Below are 16268 nucleotides of genomic sequence, written 5' to 3' on the forward strand. Positions count from 1 at the left end.
GCGGTGGAACGTGGGGCGAGACCCGGCCGATGGCGGCATCAGTCGATCCGTTCGCCGCCTCCGGCGCCGCCGTTATCGCTTCTGTAGCGTGCGCGGACGAGAGTGGTGCGTTCGACGACATGGCGTGCTGATCGCCGGAAGGCTTCACCGTCCAGCTCTCGTAACGCGGTGAACGAGACCGCGTCGAGATCGATCAACGCCGATTCGATGTCCGGTTCGGTGCTTGCCGAGAAAGAACTCATCGTGCCGATTCCCTCCACCCCGTGAAACGGTTGCGAGAGTTGAACCTCGACAAGGATAGCCGAGATTTCGGGTTCGCTCAGGCCCCATCCACAGGTGGCGGCCGTCCGGCGGCCAATTCCCGTAGTGCGCGAGGGCGGGTGATGGTGACGCGCTGGCGCGCGGTGTGCACCACCCCCAGCCGCCGGAGTTCTTCGAGACCCCGGATCAGGGTGCTGCGCGAGACTCGCGCGAAGCCAGCCAATTCCCCTTGGTTGAAGCGAAGATCGACCTGCTTCCCGTCCGTCCAGTCGACCGAGTGCTGCAGCGCCAGTTCCAGGAGGACCGCGGCGAGGCGTTGCGGGAAGTCCGGACCGCCGGACTCGAGACGCAGCCTGTCGGACTGCTGCAGCCTGACCGCCGCGTTACGGAACATTTCCTCCGCGATGCGCGGCCGCGCGCGCAGCACGCCGAGGAATTTCTCCCTCGGCACGACGAGCGTGTGCACCTCGTCTATCGCCGACATCGTGGCGGACCGGGGGAGTCCGCTGATCGGGGCCAGTTCGCCCACGATTTCCGCGGGTCCGCGGGCGGCGAGCGGGGCGTCCTCGCCGCGATAGTTGGTGGCGCTGATCTTCACCCAGCCGCGCAGGACGACGAACATACTGGTGGGCGGGCTGCCCTGGAGGGCGAGGATCTGGCCAGGCCGCCACACTTTCAGGTGGCCCGCGCGCCGGAGTGCGGACTGCTCCGCCGGGGTCAGCCGTCGCCAGGTTCCGAGCCCCCCGTGCTCATCCGCGGCGGAACCGGTCATCCTGGCCCTCCGGTTCCCCGGAAGTCGGACTCGCGCCGTTTTCTTTCGCGCTGTGTTCCATTTGACGCATCAGCCGCTCCCCCGATTCGCCAGCATGGTCAGTGGGCAGAAAGACCCGGAAGTTTCGAACCGCAACCGGTAATTGTGCCAGGCAAGAGGTGACTTCACCAGGCCTCGGGCCGGCGACGGGGGAGGGCATCATGCGCAGTGCCGAAAGTGTCATGGGACGGCCGAAGGATCACCGTCACCTGCCGGCCGAGGAGAATCCGCGGACGCCCAAGGCGTTCGGCCGAAGACCGGCGTTCTTCGCGCCGCACCCGCCGCTGATGTCCGGCGGCTGGTATCAGGGCGCCGATCACGAGGTTCTCGGGCCGGGGCGGTATCCGGTTCCCCGTCCGACGGCCAAGTCGGTGAAGGCGGCGTTGTTGTGGGCTCTCTTCCTGGGGCCGTTGGGGTTTTGTTACGTGTCGCCCGTCGGCGGGCTCATCGCGACGGCGGTTTCGGTCACGGCGATCACTTTCGGGGGCGCCCCGTTGGTGGCCGTGATCTGGCCGGTCGTCATGGTGCTTTCGCTGGTGACCTTGTCCCGGCGGTCAGGCGACGACAAGAAATGACGTCCGGCCGGTTCCGGCCGGGTGAACAGGGTGGGGGCCGCTCGAGGGGGGCGGCCCCCACCACGGGTCATTCGCGAATGGGAGGTTTCCGATCCTGCCCGATGCGGGCGCCTTGCGAGGCGACGCGCCAGGTTTGGTCAGCCGGCGGTCGCTCTATTGAGGGATAGGGCAAAGGCGCCGAGTCGGGTGGTGGGTCCGTGAAGGCCTCCTTGCCTACCGTGAGGGTAGGGAGGGGGCCTTCACGGATTGAAGCACCATCCGAAAGTCGCGTCCTGTTGCTCCGATCATGCAGCCCCGGGGCGGAACCCTTGAACCCATCCGACACCTATGCTTCTATCTGCTCGATAGTCGCAGAAAAGGTGCAGTTTCGAGCACCGTCGAACGGGTTCAACGCAATTCCTGGAGGGCTCCGTGCGCCGTCGTACCCTGCTGAAGGCCGCTGGTGCGGCATCCGCCTTCACGTTGCTCCCGGCGAGTGTTCGGGAGGCGCTCGCCGCCGAAGCGCCGACGGGCGGACTCGACGTCATCGAGCACGTCGTGGTGTTCATGCAGGAGAACCGGTCGTTCGACCACTATCTGGGGACGCTGCGCGGGGTGCGGGGCTTCAATGATCCGGCCGCGATCAAGCTGCCTTCGGGTGCTTCGGTGTTCCAGCAGCCCGACGGCGCGGGGAGCCTGCTCCCGTACGCGATCGACGACCAGTTCATGGCCGACGTCGACCACAGCTGGTCCGGCGGGCATCGGGCGTGGAACAAAGGCAGGCACGACGCGTGGCGCGCGGCCAAGGGCGTTCGCTCGTTGACCTATCACACGCGTTCGGCACTGCGGTTCTATCACGAGCTGGCCGACGCCTTCACCGTCTGCGACGCCTACCACTGCTCGGAAATGGGGCCCACCAACCCGAACCGGATGTACCTGTTCACCGGCAAACTCGGTTACGAGCCGGACGGCACCACCCGCGCCATCGGCAACGACGCCTGGCAGAACCCCGGGCACACCGGCTACACCTGGAAGACCTATGCCGAGCGTCTCCAGGCCGCGGGCCGCAGCTGGCGGGTGTATCAGGAATGGGACAACTACGGCGACAATTCGCTCGACTATTTCAGCAGCTTCCTGGCCGTCGGTACCAAGGCGCTGTCGAAGGTGAAGGATTCCGCCGGTAAAGCCTTCCCGAAGCTGGAGTACTTCTACTACGCACTGGATTCGGCTTCGGCCGCCGAACGGACCCGGCTGCTCGACGGGCTGGCCGCCGGCGTGGCGACCCTGACCGCGGCCGAGCGGGCCCTGTACGACCGCGGGCTGGCCCGGGTCGCGCCGAAGCAGTTGCCGAGTGCCTTCAAAGCCGATGTCGACGCGGGCAGGCTGCCGTCGGTGTCGTGGATCGTCGCGCCGGAATCGCAGACCGAACATCCCGCGTGGGGACCCAACACCGGAGCCGATCTGGTCAAGTCGATCCTCGACACGATCGCCTCCAAACCCGAAGTGTGGAACAAGACGCTGTTCCTGCTGACCTACGACGAAGACGGCGGCTTCTTCGACCACATGCCGCCGCCCGCGCCGCCCGCCTCCGACGCGGAGGGTAAGAGTTCCGTCGCCACGACCGACGAATTCGTCTCCGGTGAGCCGATCGGGCTGGGCGTGCGGGTGCCGATGTTCGTCATCTCGCCGTGGAGCCGCGGTGGGAAGGTGTGCTCGGAGGTCTTCGACCACACCTCGGTGCTGCGGTTCCTGGAACGGTGGTGTGGCGTCGCCGAACCGAACATCTCGCCGTGGCGGCGCACCGTCTGTGGCGATCTGGCGTCGGCGCTGGACACCACGGCGCCGAGCGCGACCTATCCGGCGCTGACCAGACCGGTGCCGACGAGCGGGCCGTGGAACACCCAGCCGCAACCGCCTTCCGTGCAGAAACTCCCCGTGTCGGAGACCGGCGTCCGCCCGGCGAGGCCGTTGCCCTACCAGCTCACGGCTTCGGGGCGAGTGACGGCCGAACGGTTCTGGATCGACTTCGCCAACACCGGAGCGGCGGGCGCGCATTTCTACGTGTACGCCAACGCGCACCGGACCGACGGGCCGTGGCGTTACACCGTCGGCGCGAACGCGACGCTCTCGGACTATTGGCAGGCGGGTTCCCCGGACGGCGCGTACGACCTCACCACGCACGGCCCCAACGGTTTCGTGCGGCGGTTCGCGGGCAACCGGATCACCGCGACCACCGGCGGGAAACCGAATCCGGAAGTCGTGCTGCGACAGGGTTCCGGCGTCGTGTACCTGAAGATGACGAACGCGGGCGCCGCGTGCGAGATCACGGTGCGCACCGGCAACCGGGGCGGCGGGCCGTGGACGTACTCGGTCGCTTCCGGCGCGACGGTCGAGGATTGGTTCAGCACCGAAGGCGGCATGAGTGGTTGGTACGACCTGACCGTTCAGGGGCCGGATGGCTTCCTTCGCCGTTTCGCGGGCCATGTCGAGACCGGCGCCGAAACCATCAGCGACCCGGTCATGGGCTCGGGGCCGCTCGCCGTCACCGTCCGCTCGGCCGACAGCCAGGAGACCGTTGGCGAGTCCGGTGCCGCCACGAACGCCGTCGACGGTGATCCCGCCACCCATTGGCACACCAAATGGTCCGGCGGGGAAGACCCGCTGCCGCACGAACTGCACCTCGATCTGGGCGCCACCCGCACCGTCACGGGCCTGGCGTACTTGCCGCGCCAGGACGGTTCGGACCACGGCCGTGTCGGCGGCTACGAGGTCTACCTGAGCACGGACGGTTCGGCGTGGGGAAGTCCTGTCGCCACCGGCACTTTCCCCGACGACGCGGCCCGGAAGTCTCTTCGGTTCTGGCCTGCCCGGGCCCGTTATGTGCGGTTCCGTGCCCTCACCGAAGCAGGCGGTCGCGGGCCGTGGACGTCGGCGGCGGAAGTCACCCCGCTCGGCTGGGCGTGACCCGGAAGGAAAGATGTCGGACGGCCGCCAGGTACGCCGATCCGGCGTGAGGTCTCGCGTTCTTGTATCGTGTGCTTGATACAAGAACGAGGAGGTCGACCGTGCCGATCGACAACGTGCTGGCCGTGGCCCTGATCATGGGCCTGTTCGGGCTGGTGATCCTGGTTTTGCTGTGGCCGGGTGAAAAGCAGGGTGCGAAGGTGCTGCGGCGGTGGGGTGTCGACGATCCTTCGCCGTCCGACGTCGCCGAAGCCGTGCGCTACCTGCGCCGACGCCGGTTCTGGTATCCGTGGCTGTTCCTCGGGTTGCCGGTGCTGGCCGATCTCGCCGGGATCCGGGGCGACAGCACGTCTCTCTTCCTGGCCACGCTGCTCATCGGCGCGTTGATCGCCGAGGTTCTGGCGCAGCGACCGCAAAAGCGGGCGCGCCGTGAGGCCGGGTTGGAGCGGCGTGCCGTACGCGGGCTCGTTCCTGACTGGGGGCTGGCCCTCTATGCGGTGATCGTCGTGGCCGCGGTGGTCTGGCTCGTGGTCCATCAGTGGTGGACGTTGCTCGGGGTGGCCGCGGCCGTTTCCGCGGTGACGTGGCTGATCATCCTGCTCGCCGTGCGCCGACCGTCCACAGGGGACAGTGCGGCGGACGGTGCGCTGCGCGTCCGTAGTGCGCGGGTGGCCGCGGCGCTCGGGCTCGCCGCCACGGTGACGCTGGCGATCCCGGAGGTGACGAACCTGGTTTCGTGGATCCTGGTGGTCGCCGGGCTCGCCGGCTGGTACCACCTCGCCCACCGCTCACGCGCGGAAGCCGTCCGGTGCCGCTGAAGGTCGTCGTCGACACGGACCTCGGCATCGCGCCGTGGCGGCAGGTCCGGGATCAGCTCGTCCATTTGATCACCACCGGCGCGCTGGCCCCGGGTACCCGGTTGCCGCCCATCCGGCAACTCGCCAGGGATCTGGCGCTGGCCTCGGGCACGGTGGCGCGGGCCTACCGGGAGCTGGAAGAGAACGGCTGGGTGTACACCGCGCGCGCCAAGGGCACGATCGTCGCCGAAAGCGCCGACCGGCCGGGTAAAGCGGAGCTCCTCAAGGCGGCGGCGGACGAATACGCCCGCGCCGCGAGGGAGCTCGGCGTCGATCCCGGCGACGCGCTGGACGCCGTTGCCGCCGCGCTCGAATCACTCGAGTGACGTGTCGCCGAAGTGCTCGAGCAGCAGCCGTAGGCCACCGATCAGTTCGGCCCACTGCGCCGGTTTCAGTTCGGGGAGAAGGCGGGCTTCGTTCTCCAGATGGAGCTCGAAAACCTCGTCCACGACCTGACGTCCCTTGCCGGTCAGCCGGATCTTGACCGAACGGCGGTCTTCGCTGTCGCGCACCCGCTCGACCAGGCCCTTGGTCTCCATGCGGTCGATGCGGTTCGTGATCGCCCCCGAGGTGACCATCGCGGCTTTGAGCAGCGCGCCCGGCGTCAGGCCGTCGGTGTCCCCGGAGCGGCGGAGCGTGGTGAGCACGTCGAACTCCCACGATTCCAGGTCATGCTCGGCGTTGAACTCCTTGAGCTTCCGGTCGAGGATCCGGGAAAGCCGTTGGACACGCCCGATCACCTCGGCGGGCCAGAGCTTGTCTTCGAGGTCCGGCCGCTCGTGTCGCCAAAGCCCGATCACCGCGTCCACCGCGTCGGCCACGATGCGCCTCCAATCATCTCAACATTAAGAGACTTGACATTGACAGAAGTCGCTGTTGTTATCTCAATGTTGAGATTATCAGTGAGGAGACATCATGGCGATCACCGTCGAGCGGCCCAGGACGGCACCCACGAAACCGACGCTCACGGACGTCGGACTGGCCGCGTTGGCACCGGCGAGCTGGGGCACCGTCTACGTCGTCACCGCGACCCTGCTGCCACCGGACCGGCCACTGCTGGCCGCCGCGCTGCGGGCGCTCCCGGCCGGGCTGCTCCTCCTTGCCCTGACCCGGCGGCTCCCGCACGGGCCGTGGTGGTGGAAGACGACGGTGCTCGGGATGCTCAACTTCGGCGCCTTCCTGCCGTTGATCTTCCTCGCCGCGTACCGCCTTCCCGGCGGCGTCGCCGCGACCCTCGGCGCCCTGCAACCACTGCTGGTGGCGTTGCTCGCGCTGCCGATGCTCCGGGTCCGGACACCGGCGCCGATCGTGCTCGCCGCGATCGTCGGCGCCGGTGGTGTCGCCCTGCTGACCCTTTCGGCGGAAGCCCGCCTCGACCCGCTCGGCCTGGCCGCCATGCTCGCCGCCGTCGCGCTCATGGCCGTTTCCTTGCTCCTGACCAAGAAATGGGGCCGACCCGGACATCCGCTGGCGATGACGGGCTGGCAGCTGACCTTGGGCGGCGTCGTCCTCGCCCCGGCGACGCTCCTGTTCGAAGGCCTCCCGGATTCGCTGACGGCCGCGAACCTGCTCGGCTACGGCTACATCGGCATCGTCACCACCGCGGTGGCCTATCCGCTGTGGTTCCGCGGCATCGACCGCCTCGCCCCGACCTCGGTCTCCCTGTTGACGCTGACCAACCCTCTCGTCGCCACGGCCGCCGGCTTCCTGGTGCTCGGCCAGACCCTCACCGGCTGGCAGCTCACCGGATTCGCCGTCGCCCTCACCGCTTTGACGCTCAGCCAGACCCTCAAGACTCCCAGGTGACCGGCAGTTCGTGGACACCGTAGATGTTCATGTCGGTCTTGAGCTTGATTTCGTCGGCGGGGACGGCGAGCGCGAGGGTCGGGAAGCGGCGCAGCAAGCCTTCGAAACCCGCGCGCATCTCGACCCGCGCCAGCTGCTGGCCGAGGCACTGGTGGATGCCGTGCCCGAAGGACAACAGACCGCGGGCGTTGCGGTGCACGTCCAAGGAGTCGGGGTTCTCGAACCGCCGCGGATCACGGTTGGCGGCCAGCAGCGAGATGATGACGGTCGATCCCGCGCGGATCGTTTCGCCGCCGAGCTCCAGGTCTTCAGTGGCGTAGCGGAAGAAGATGTCGGCGACGGACAGGTAGCGAAGCAGCTCCTCGACCGCGCTGGGCAGCAGCTCCGCGTCGGCACGAAGTTCGGCCAGCTGGTCGGGGTGCTCCAGCAGCGCGAAAGTACCCAGCGACAGCATGTTCGCGGTGGTCTCGTGGCCCGCGAGCAGCAGCAGGAAAGCGGCTCCCGCCAGCTCCTCGATGGTGAGGTCTTCGTGGCGGCCGAGATCGGACAGGATGTCGTCGCCGGGCGCCTCGCGTTTGCGGGTGACGAGTTCGGTGAGGAAGGTGTTCATCCCGATGAACGCGGCCATCTTCTCCTCCAGCGTCTGGTCCCTGACCATGAGCTGGGCGGAGTTGTCCTGGAAGTTCTCCCGGTCCTCGTACGGGACGCCGAGCAGTTCGCAGATCACCAGTGACGGCACCGGCAGCGCGAACTCCTTGACCAGGTCGACCGGCGGGACCAGCGCGGCCATCGCGTCCAGTTGCCGTTCGGTGATCTCGACGATGTGGTCTTCGAGCTGCTTCATCCGTTTGACGGTGAAAGCGCCGGTGAGCCGCTTGCGCAGCCGGCCGTGGTCCGGCGGGTCCATGGCGATGAACATGCCCGGCATCGGCGGGGAGGGTTCGGTCGGGGTGGGCATCCCCGGGGTCTCGTACGGCGCGTGGAGGATGCCGATGTCCTGGCGCGAGCTGAACCGGGTGTCGGCCATCAGCTGCCGGGCCTCGTCGTAGCCGGTGACAAGCCAGCCCTCGTGGCCGTCGGGGAAGACCATGGGACTCACCGGGCGGGCCTCGCGCAGCCGGGTGATCTCGCTGGGCGGGTCGAAGGGGCCCGCGTCGCGGTCCATCGGGAGGCCCTGCGGGATGGGAACCGTCTGAGTCATCGCTTCGCCTTTCGTGGTGGTTGTGACGACCACTCTCACCGCGCGGCCTGACATCGGGCTGACACGGCGCTGACACCACCCGTGTCAGCGGCGTGGCGGGGGCGTGTCAGCGCGGCCGCCCAAAGTGGTGACCATGAACGACACAGCGATCGCGGTCTCCGGACTGCGGAAGACCTTCGGCGACAAGGTCGTACTCGAAGGTATGGACCTCGAAGTCCCCGCCGGCACCATTTTCTCCCTGCTCGGGCCGAACGGGGCGGGGAAGACGACGACGGTGAACCTGCTGACCACCTTGATGAAGGCCGACGGCGGGACGGCGAAGGTCGCCGGCCACGACATCGTCACCGAAGCCAAGGCGGTGCGCGCGGCGATCGGGGTCACCGGCCAGTTCGCCGCGGTGGACGAACTGCTGACGGGCCAGGAGAACCTCCAGCTGATGGTGGACCTGAGCAGGGGCACCGCCGGCCAGCGGGTCGTCACCGACCTGCTGGAACGCTTCGACCTGGTGGAATCGGCACGGAAACCGGCGTCGACCTACTCCGGCGGCATGCGCCGGAAACTGGATCTGGCGATGACGCTCGTCGGCGATCCGCGGATCATCTTCCTCGACGAGCCCACCACGGGACTGGACCCGCGCAGCCGTCGCACGATGTGGTCGATCATCCGCGAGCTGGTCGCCGGCGGCGTGACCGTCTTCCTCACCACCCAGTACCTCGAGGAAGCCGATCAGCTCGCCGACCGGATCGCGGTCCTCGACCAGGGCCGCCTGGTCGCCGACGGCACGCCCGACGAACTCAAGCGGCAGATGCCCGGCACGCACGTCCGGCTCCGGTTCACCACCGTCGCCGAACTCGACGCGGCGGCGCGGATCTTCCCCGGGGCCACCCGGGACGACGAGACGCTCGCGCTGCGGGTCCCCAGTGACGGCGGGACGAAATCGCTGCGCTCGCTGCTGGACCGGCTCGACGAGTACGCGGTCGGCGCCGAAGAGTTCTCCGTCCACACCCCTGATCTCGATGACGTTTTCCTCGCCCTGACGGGCCACAACACGGAGGCAGTGCAGTGAAATCCCCCTCGACGGTGATGTTGCGCCGTAACTTCAAGCACCTCGTCCGGAATCCGACCTCGGTGTTCAACGCGATCCTGATGCCGGTCGTGATGATGCTGATGTTCGTGTACGTGTTCGGTGACGCGTTCAGCGTCGGCGTCGACTACATCGACTACGCCACACCGGGACTGATGCTGCTGGCCGTTTGCTACGGGCTCGGCGCGACCGCGACGGCGGTGAACTCCGACATGACCAAGGGCATCATCAACCGGTTCAAGGTCATGGACGTGTCCCGGGGCGCCGTGCTGAACGGACATGTCATCGCCAGCGTGCTGACCAACCTGATCGCCATCGCGGCGCTCACCGGCGTGGCCTTCCTGCTGGGCTTCTCGCCGGCGGCGGGGTTCCTCGACTGGCTGGGTGTGGTCGGAATCGTCGTGCTGCTCGGTTTCGCGGCGGCCTGGCTCACCGTCGCGCTGGGCCTGGCGGCGAAATCCCCGGAGACCGCGGGGATGGCCTCGGTGCCGCTGGTCATGCTGCCGTTCTTCAGCAGCGCGATCGTTCCCGCCGAGAAGATGGGCCCCGGGCTCCGGGAGTTCGCGGAGTACCAGCCGTTCACGCCGATCATCGAGACCCTGCGCGGCCTTCTCAACGGGGCACCGGCCGCGGGCGACGTGTATCTCGCTCTCGGCTGGTGCGCCGCGATCGCGCTCGCCGGATACCTGTGGGCGTCCTCGACGTTCAAGAAGCGAGCGTGACCTCGACCAGTTGCTTCCAGTCCGCCTTGGTGCCCTCCTGCGCCGCCTCCGCGAAGTTCGCTTCGCCGAGGCGGCGCAGCACTGTCCGCTCGAGCCGGGTCACGTCCGGACGTGACCGATCCGGCAGTCCGCGTAGTTCGTCGGCCGCCCCGAGCAGCCGCGCTGCCCGTTCGGGATCGTCCTGGCGCAGGGCCAGATCCGCGACACCGACCATCATGTGGGCGATCAGGGGCACGTGCCGCACCTCGGCGGCCGCGTGCCAGGCCGCTTCCCGGTGAGCACGGGATTCTTCGAGATCGTCCGCGAAGTAGCCCTGAAGGTCGTGGCTGATGGCACGCACGTGTCCCAGGCCCGCTTCGTCACCCATCACGGTCATCGCGAAGGTGAGTTGCTTCGCCGCTTCCTCGGATTCGCCGCGCCAGTGGGCGAGTTCCGCCTCTGAAAGGGCCATCATGCCCAATGCCCCCGGCCACGTGACCTGCTCGGCGTACCGCTGCGCTTCGGCCATGGCGGCCGCGCAGGCCTTCTCGTCGTCCATCAGCCAGTACAGCTGCGCCTGCCGCGACCGCAGCCGGATGAGGTCCTCGACCGAACCGACCTCGGTCACGACCTTGACCGCCTCTTCGTAGTACTCGCAAGCGGTGGCGAACTCACCGCGAGTGGCGATGCGGTCCGCCAATTCGGTCAGGGCGAAGGAGATCCCGAACCGTTCGCCGAGGGCCCGGAACTCGCTGAGCGCCTGCTCGAGATATTCGTCCGCCTCCCGGCCGGGATGGCCGAGCGTGATTCGCATCTTGCCGAGATGCAGCCTGCCCAGCGCGCGGACCCACGCGTTTTCGTCCTCCAGCACCGGTTCCCACGCGGCCAGCGTGTCGTCTCCCGCGAGCATGCGTTCCAGCGGGACGACGAGTCCGAGCAGCGGATGCCTCGACTCGCTGCGCATGCCCAGCCGGTACGACTCGTGGATCCACTTCGCCGCCGTGTGTTCGTCGGCGAAACCGGAACTCACGAACAGCGAGACGAGCCCGTACACCACGGCCGCGACGTCGTCGGACACCTCGCCGGGCGTCCTGACGGCCGCGCTGACCAGTTCCATGCCTTCCGCGCGGTGCCCGCTGAGCCACCAGTACCAGCCGCAGGCCGCCGCGAGCCGCATCGCCTCCGGTGCCTCGCCCGCGGTGAGCGCGCCGCGCATCGCGGACGTGATGTTGTCGTGCTCGGCATTGAGTTTGGCGAGCCATTCCAACTGCTCGGCGCGGCGGAGCATCGGCTCGGCGGCCTCGGCGAGCTCGGTGAAACAGGCCAGATGCGCGTGGCGTGCCAGCATCGTTTCGCCTGCCTCGGCGAGCCGTTGCGCGGCGTACTCCTTGATCGTGCCGAGCATCCGGTAGCGCGGCGCTTCGTCGCCCGCGGCGACCAGCAACGACTTTTCGGTCAGTGCGGTGAGCAACTCCAGGACTTCGTACTGCTCGACGGCCTCGCTGACGCAGACCTGTTCGGCCGCCTCCAGGCTCGCCCCGCCCGAGAACACCGAAAGCCGGCACAGGACGGTCCGTTCGGCATCGCTCAGCAGCTCCCAGCTCCAGTCGACCATGGCACGCAACGTCCGGTGCCGGGGCAGCGCGGTCCGGCTGCCGCCGGTCAGCAGGCGGAACCGGTCGTCGAGCCGGTTCGCGAGCTGGTCGACGGACATGGTGCGCAGCCTGGCCGCGGCCAGCTCGATCGCGAGCGGCATCCCGTCCAGCACCCGGCAAACCCGCGCCATCGTGGCCAAAGTGGCTTTGTCGGCCACGAAATCCTTGCGCACGGCGCTCGCCCTGTCCCGCAGCAACCGGATGGCGGGGGAGGATTCGATCTCGCCGGGGCCGGCGTGCCGGTCCGGTACGGCCAGCGGCACGACATGCCACAACGTCTCACCGGTGATGCCGAGCGGCTCCCGGCTCGTCGCCAGTATCCGCAGACGGCGGCATTCCCCGAGCACTCGATGGGCGAAGGCCGCCGCCGCCTCGATCACGTGCTCGCAGTTGTCGAGGATCAGCAGGACTTCGCGCTCGCGGATCGCGGCGATGATCCGTTCGACGGGTTCGGCGCTCGACGAGTCGCCGAGCAGCGCGTCGCGCAGGCCTAGCGCGGCGAGCGTCGCTTGAGCGATATCCCCACCCGGGTCGATGACCGCGAGTTCCACCAGCCATGCCCCGTCCGGCAGGTCGCCGAGCAGGGTACGCGCGGTTTCCGTGGCCAGCCTGGTCTTTCCCGAACCGCCGGGCCCGATCAGCGTGGTGAGCCGGTGCTCGGCGACGAGTTCGCGGACCTTGGCGACATCGGTGTCCTTGCCGACGAAACTGGTCAGCTCGGCACGCACGTTGGTCTTGCGGTTCTCCTCCCGGCGTCCCAGCTCGCCCCGCAGGAGTGCGACATGCACCGCGGACAGCTCCGGCGAGGGATCGACGCCCAGCGCGTCGGCCAAGGCTTCCCGGGTGCGCTGGTACACGAGCAAAGCCTCGGTGTCGCGGCCCGTCGCCGCGAGAGCCCGCATGAGCGCGGCGACGAGCCGCTCACGCAGCGGATGCGCGGCCACCAGATCCGTCAGCTCGGTGACCAGTTTCGCGCCGTGGCCGAGGTCGAGCTCCGCGTCGAACCGATCCTCCAACGCCGTCAGGCGAAGCCCTTCGAGCCGGGTGACCGCGGCGTCGAAAGCACCGCTTTCCTGCAGGCCGACGTCCTGCATGGCCGCGCCGCGCCACAGGTCGAGTGCCTCGCGCAGCCGCTTCGGCTCTTCGTCGCCGCGGGCGCTCTCGACGAGACGCTCGAACCGCACGGCGTCGACGTCGTCGGGCGTCACCTTCAGTCGATAGCCGTCCGTCTGGCCGTCGACGACCCCTTCCGGCAGCACCTTCCGCAGCCGGGAAACCAAGCGCTGCAAGGCGTTCGTCGCGTCGGCAGGCGGCTGTTCACCCCAGATCCAGTCGACGAGCGTCGCTTTCGAAACCACCCGCCCCGGTTCGAGCGCGAGGGCGATCAGCAACCCGCGCAGCCGGGCGCCCGGCACGTCGGCGAGGCCGCCGTCGTCCGTGCGTACCTCGAAGGGGCCCAGCATCCCGATCCGCATTGGGCCGATTTTGCCACGGGTGACCAGGGGACTTACGACTCGCCGGTGATCCTCGCCGAACCGATCGAGGCCGCGGTGATCGTCCTGGCGGCGGTCTGCGTCGACGAACCGGAGTTCAGACCGGTGAGCGAAGCCCGATCGAGGGCGTGCACGACGAACTCGTAGGTGTTCACGGTGGAGGGCGAACACGGTCCCTGGTAGCCGTAGAGGCTCGCGCTCCCGCGGTAGTAGACCTGCCTGGAGCCTGCCGGAACCGGTGGGCGGTAGACGTGCTGGACGTTCTGGGGGAGCGAGGCCGTGCTCGCCGGGATGTCGTAGATGACCCAGTGGATGAGGTTGGCGTTGTCGAGGTCGCGCATGACGATCGCGTAGCTCTTGGCCGCGGCGGGAGCACCCGGCCAGGCCAACGGCGGCGATTCGTTCTTCTTGGCCGGATCCTGCCCGCCGCCGCTGGTGCACTCGTGGACCTTGGGCATGAGACCGCCGTCGGCGAACGCGGTACTGGTCAGGGTGAACGCGGTCGATGCCGTCGATGCCGACGGAGAAAGGACGGTGGCGCCGACGGCGAACAAGGCGCAGAACACGATTCTCGTTGCTCTCATCGGAGACTCCCGAGGCGTTGGTGGTTCCCGTGCGCCCGATTCAGCGTAGGCAGCCGGGAAACCGGCGGCTAGCGCACTTTTCCGGCCGATCGAGGTGTTTTCGCCGGGTCCTGTACTCGGGTTTCGCGTGATTGAAGGCGCAACTCACGTGATTGGAGGCGCAACTCGCCTACGAGCGGGTACCGCCGTGTGATGTCCGTCTGATCACGCGTGTCGCATCTCTGATCACGCGTGTTGCGCCTCTGATCACGCGTGTTGCGGCTCTGATCACGCGTGTTGCGGCTCTGATCACGTGAGTTCCGGGTCAGGCGGGCTGCCGGTACATGAAGGCCCCCTTCACGTACTCGGGTTTCGCGTGATTGAAGGCGCAACTCGCGTGATTGGGGGCGGAACTCGCGTGATTGGGGGCGGAACTCGCGGGGTCCGGGTCAGGGGCGGACGAGTACGGAGAAGTAGATCGGCTTGTTGGCGGGGAAGAGTTCCCTGTCCTGTTCGTCGACCATCTTCCAGAAGATCTTGCAGTCGACGGGGGCGGTCGGCGGGGTGCTCACGGTGACCGTCACCTGCACGCGCCCCTGCGGGGCGGTGTCGTTGACCGGGATCCGGTCCGGGGTGCGGCAGGTGCCGGGCGCGACCGGGAGGTCGGTGCGGCGCAGGTACCGCTTCCGCCACTCCACCGTGCCGGTGTTCTGGAGCTCCCACACCTTCACGAACTGGGTGCCCGGTTTGACGACGGTGTCGTCGGGGATGGTGACGTCGGCGATGAACTTGCTCGAGTCGCCGGGATGCGGCGGTCCGGCCGCGTCCTGCCCGCCGGGCAGCAGGATGACGACGACGGCGGCGATCGCGGCGACGAGGACGAGGGCGAGGGCGAGCGGCACCAGGACACGTTTGGACCGCCATCGCGGAGCGGGGTCCGGTTCACGGTCGGTGGCGAGCACGAGCTGGACGCCCTGCCATCTGGCGTGCCACTCATCCTCGTCGCCGTCGCAGGCGCGGACGAATTCCCGGACCGTCTCCCACGGCTGAAGCCGTTTGCCGGTGACGGTGAGGTGCAGGGTCGCGTGGGACACCGCGCCGGACTTCGCGGCCATCTTCCGGAACGACGGCTCCCCGGCCCGCGTGCGCAGCTTCCGCAGCTCGGCCATGAACGCTTCCAGCTCCGGTGCCCGTTCGTCTGTTCGCGGTTCCGGCACGCTTCCCCTCGCCATCGTGTCTGATGTGACAACGATTTTCGTCACTCTGCGCGGCCAGGTGACTATATCGCGAAGAGTGTCCGGATCGCCGCGCTGACCAGCGGTATCGGCCTGGCCGCGGCCCTGTCAAACGCTGTCAACCTGCGCTTTTTGACGTCAGACGTTCCGTACAGGCGGTTCCGGCTGACACCGCTCTCGGGCCAGTGTCGATCACAAGCCGCTCACAGGGAGCAGCACGACGAGTGAAGGAGCAGTCATGCGCAAGGTGGCAACCGCCGCGATGTTCGCCGCTCTGTCCGGAGCCGCGCTGGGGATGACGGCGGCACAGCCCGCGGTGGCCGCGCCGTCGGTGAACATGGAGGCCGTGGTCAAGGCGGCCATGTGGGATCCGTACAAGGCCGACCAGTCGATCACGCCGGGTTCCGGTGAGAGCGTCAAGGCGGTCGAGCAGGCGCTGGCCGCGAAGAACCTTCTCGACAAGAAGCAGGTCGACGGTCACTTCGGCACGTCGACGGTGACCGCGTACCAGAAGTACCAGAAGTCGCTGGGGCACAGCGGCCTCGCCGCCAGCGGGCTGCCGGGCAAGGGCTCGCTGACCGAACTGGGCAAGGGCCGCTACACCGTGACCGCGCCGATCAGCGTCGGATCGAAGACCAGCCTCGACGGCAAGACGGTGAACAAGCGCACCGCCGACATGATCGCGGCCGCGGAGAAGAAGGCCGGGGTCAAGTTCACCATCACCCAGGGCTCGTACAACGCCGGTGGCGTCGGCGCCTCGGGTGGCACGCACGACGGTGGGGGCGCCGTCGACATCTCGGTGAACAACATCTCGAACAAGACCGCCGCGGTGAAGGCACTGCGCGAGGTCGGCTTCGCCGCGTGGCACCGCACTCCCAGCCAGGGCGACTGGGTCGAGCACATCCACGGTATCGCTATCAGCGACACCGACATGTCGCCGCAGGCGCAGGCACAGGCCGGTGACTACTTCAAGGGGCTCAACGGTCTGGCGAGCCACGCCAAGGACGACGGTCCGAAGGTGAAGAAGGTGACCTGGGAGGAATTCAAGCGCGGGTGACCCACCGCGTTCCGGACCGGGCGGGC

At 68.2% G+C, this 16268-nt stretch carries 15 protein-coding genes; 8 read left to right on the forward strand and 7 right to left on the reverse strand.

Features of this window, described 5'->3' with window-relative positions; genetic code table 11:
• Nucleotides 1–38: 38 nt before the first annotated feature.
• Both DL990_RS26840 and DL990_RS26845 read right to left on the reverse strand, forming a co-directional pair.
• Nucleotides 39–260, reverse strand: coding sequence for a hypothetical protein (locus DL990_RS26840; protein WP_125800299.1), 222 nt, complete (start codon nt 258–260; stop codon nt 39–41).
• Between the two features lie 59 nt (nt 261–319).
• A complete protein-coding gene (locus tag DL990_RS26845) occupies nt 320–1033 on the reverse strand; it encodes a Crp/Fnr family transcriptional regulator (RefSeq protein ID WP_125800300.1) in 714 nt (237 codons plus the stop codon).
• A gap of 200 nt (nt 1034–1233) precedes the next feature.
• Between DL990_RS26845 and DL990_RS26850 the strand changes: the two genes are divergently transcribed.
• The 4 genes from DL990_RS26850 (at nt 1234) to DL990_RS26865 (ending at nt 5773) form a co-directional block, all read left to right on the forward strand.
• On the forward strand, nt 1234–1647 hold the full coding sequence (locus DL990_RS26850) for a hypothetical protein (protein WP_125789805.1): 414 nt from the start codon (nt 1234–1236) through the stop codon (nt 1645–1647).
• Between the two features lie 411 nt (nt 1648–2058).
• Nucleotides 2059–4590, forward strand: coding sequence for a phosphocholine-specific phospholipase C (locus tag DL990_RS26855; protein ID WP_125800301.1), 2532 nt, complete (start codon nt 2059–2061; stop codon nt 4588–4590).
• Nucleotides 4591–4691: 101 nt separating this feature from the next.
• Entirely contained in the window at nt 4692–5408 is a 717-nt protein-coding gene (locus tag DL990_RS26860; RefSeq protein ID WP_125800302.1) for a hypothetical protein, read from the forward strand.
• On the forward strand, nt 5399–5773 hold the full coding sequence (locus tag DL990_RS26865; RefSeq protein ID WP_125800303.1) for a GntR family transcriptional regulator: 375 nt from the start codon (nt 5399–5401) through the stop codon (nt 5771–5773). The genes DL990_RS26860 and DL990_RS26865 overlap by 10 nt, the downstream gene beginning before the upstream one ends.
• Here the strand turns inward: DL990_RS26865 and DL990_RS26870 are convergent.
• A complete protein-coding gene (locus tag DL990_RS26870; RefSeq protein WP_125789809.1) occupies nt 5762–6268 on the reverse strand; it encodes a MarR family winged helix-turn-helix transcriptional regulator in 507 nt (168 codons plus the stop codon). The genes DL990_RS26865 and DL990_RS26870 overlap by 12 nt on opposite strands.
• A gap of 94 nt (nt 6269–6362) precedes the next feature.
• Between DL990_RS26870 and DL990_RS26875 the strand changes: the two genes are divergently transcribed.
• Nucleotides 6363–7253 (forward strand): EamA family transporter, encoded by an 891-nt coding sequence (locus tag DL990_RS26875; protein ID WP_125789810.1) that lies wholly within the window; start codon nt 6363–6365, stop codon nt 7251–7253.
• Here DL990_RS26875 and DL990_RS26880 read toward each other — a convergent pair.
• On the reverse strand, nt 7237–8454 hold the full coding sequence (locus DL990_RS26880; protein WP_125800304.1) for a cytochrome P450: 1218 nt from the start codon (nt 8452–8454) through the stop codon (nt 7237–7239). The genes DL990_RS26875 and DL990_RS26880 overlap by 17 nt on opposite strands.
• A gap of 133 nt (nt 8455–8587) precedes the next feature.
• Here DL990_RS26880 and DL990_RS26885 point away from each other — a divergent pair, with 133 nt between their 5' ends.
• Both DL990_RS26885 and DL990_RS26890 read left to right on the forward strand, forming a co-directional pair.
• Nucleotides 8588–9520 carry an ATP-binding cassette domain-containing protein gene (locus DL990_RS26885; protein ID WP_125800305.1) on the forward strand — a complete coding sequence of 311 codons (933 nt, stop codon included), beginning with the start codon at nt 8588–8590 and terminating at the stop codon, nt 9518–9520.
• A 17-nt stretch (nt 9521–9537) separates the two neighbouring features.
• A complete protein-coding gene (locus DL990_RS26890; RefSeq protein ID WP_370451381.1) occupies nt 9538–10260 on the forward strand; it encodes an ABC transporter permease in 723 nt (240 codons plus the stop codon).
• On the opposite strand, the gene DL990_RS26895 is transcribed toward DL990_RS26890, so the two are convergent.
• From DL990_RS26895 to DL990_RS26905, 3 genes are all read right to left on the reverse strand, one after another.
• Complete coding sequence (locus tag DL990_RS26895) at nt 10244–13369, reverse strand: BTAD domain-containing putative transcriptional regulator (protein ID WP_125800307.1); 3126 nt, start codon at nt 13367–13369, stop codon at nt 10244–10246. The genes DL990_RS26890 and DL990_RS26895 overlap by 17 nt on opposite strands.
• 32 nt (nt 13370–13401) lie before the next feature.
• On the reverse strand, nt 13402–13971 hold the full coding sequence (locus DL990_RS26900; RefSeq protein ID WP_233620578.1) for a YbhB/YbcL family Raf kinase inhibitor-like protein: 570 nt from the start codon (nt 13969–13971) through the stop codon (nt 13402–13404).
• Nucleotides 13972–14399: 428 nt separating this feature from the next.
• Complete coding sequence (locus tag DL990_RS26905) at nt 14400–15167, reverse strand: NBR1-Ig-like domain-containing protein (protein ID WP_233620579.1); 768 nt, start codon at nt 15165–15167, stop codon at nt 14400–14402.
• A gap of 256 nt (nt 15168–15423) precedes the next feature.
• On the opposite strand from DL990_RS26905, the gene DL990_RS26910 reads away from it, so the two are divergent.
• Nucleotides 15424–16242, forward strand: coding sequence for a peptidoglycan-binding protein (locus DL990_RS26910; protein ID WP_125800309.1), 819 nt, complete (start codon nt 15424–15426; stop codon nt 16240–16242).
• Nucleotides 16243–16268 lie beyond the last annotated feature (26 nt).

The sequence above is a fragment of the Amycolatopsis sp. WAC 01416 genome, from assembly GCF_003947485.1.
In the GTDB taxonomy this organism is placed as follows: domain Bacteria; phylum Actinomycetota; class Actinomycetes; order Mycobacteriales; family Pseudonocardiaceae; genus Amycolatopsis.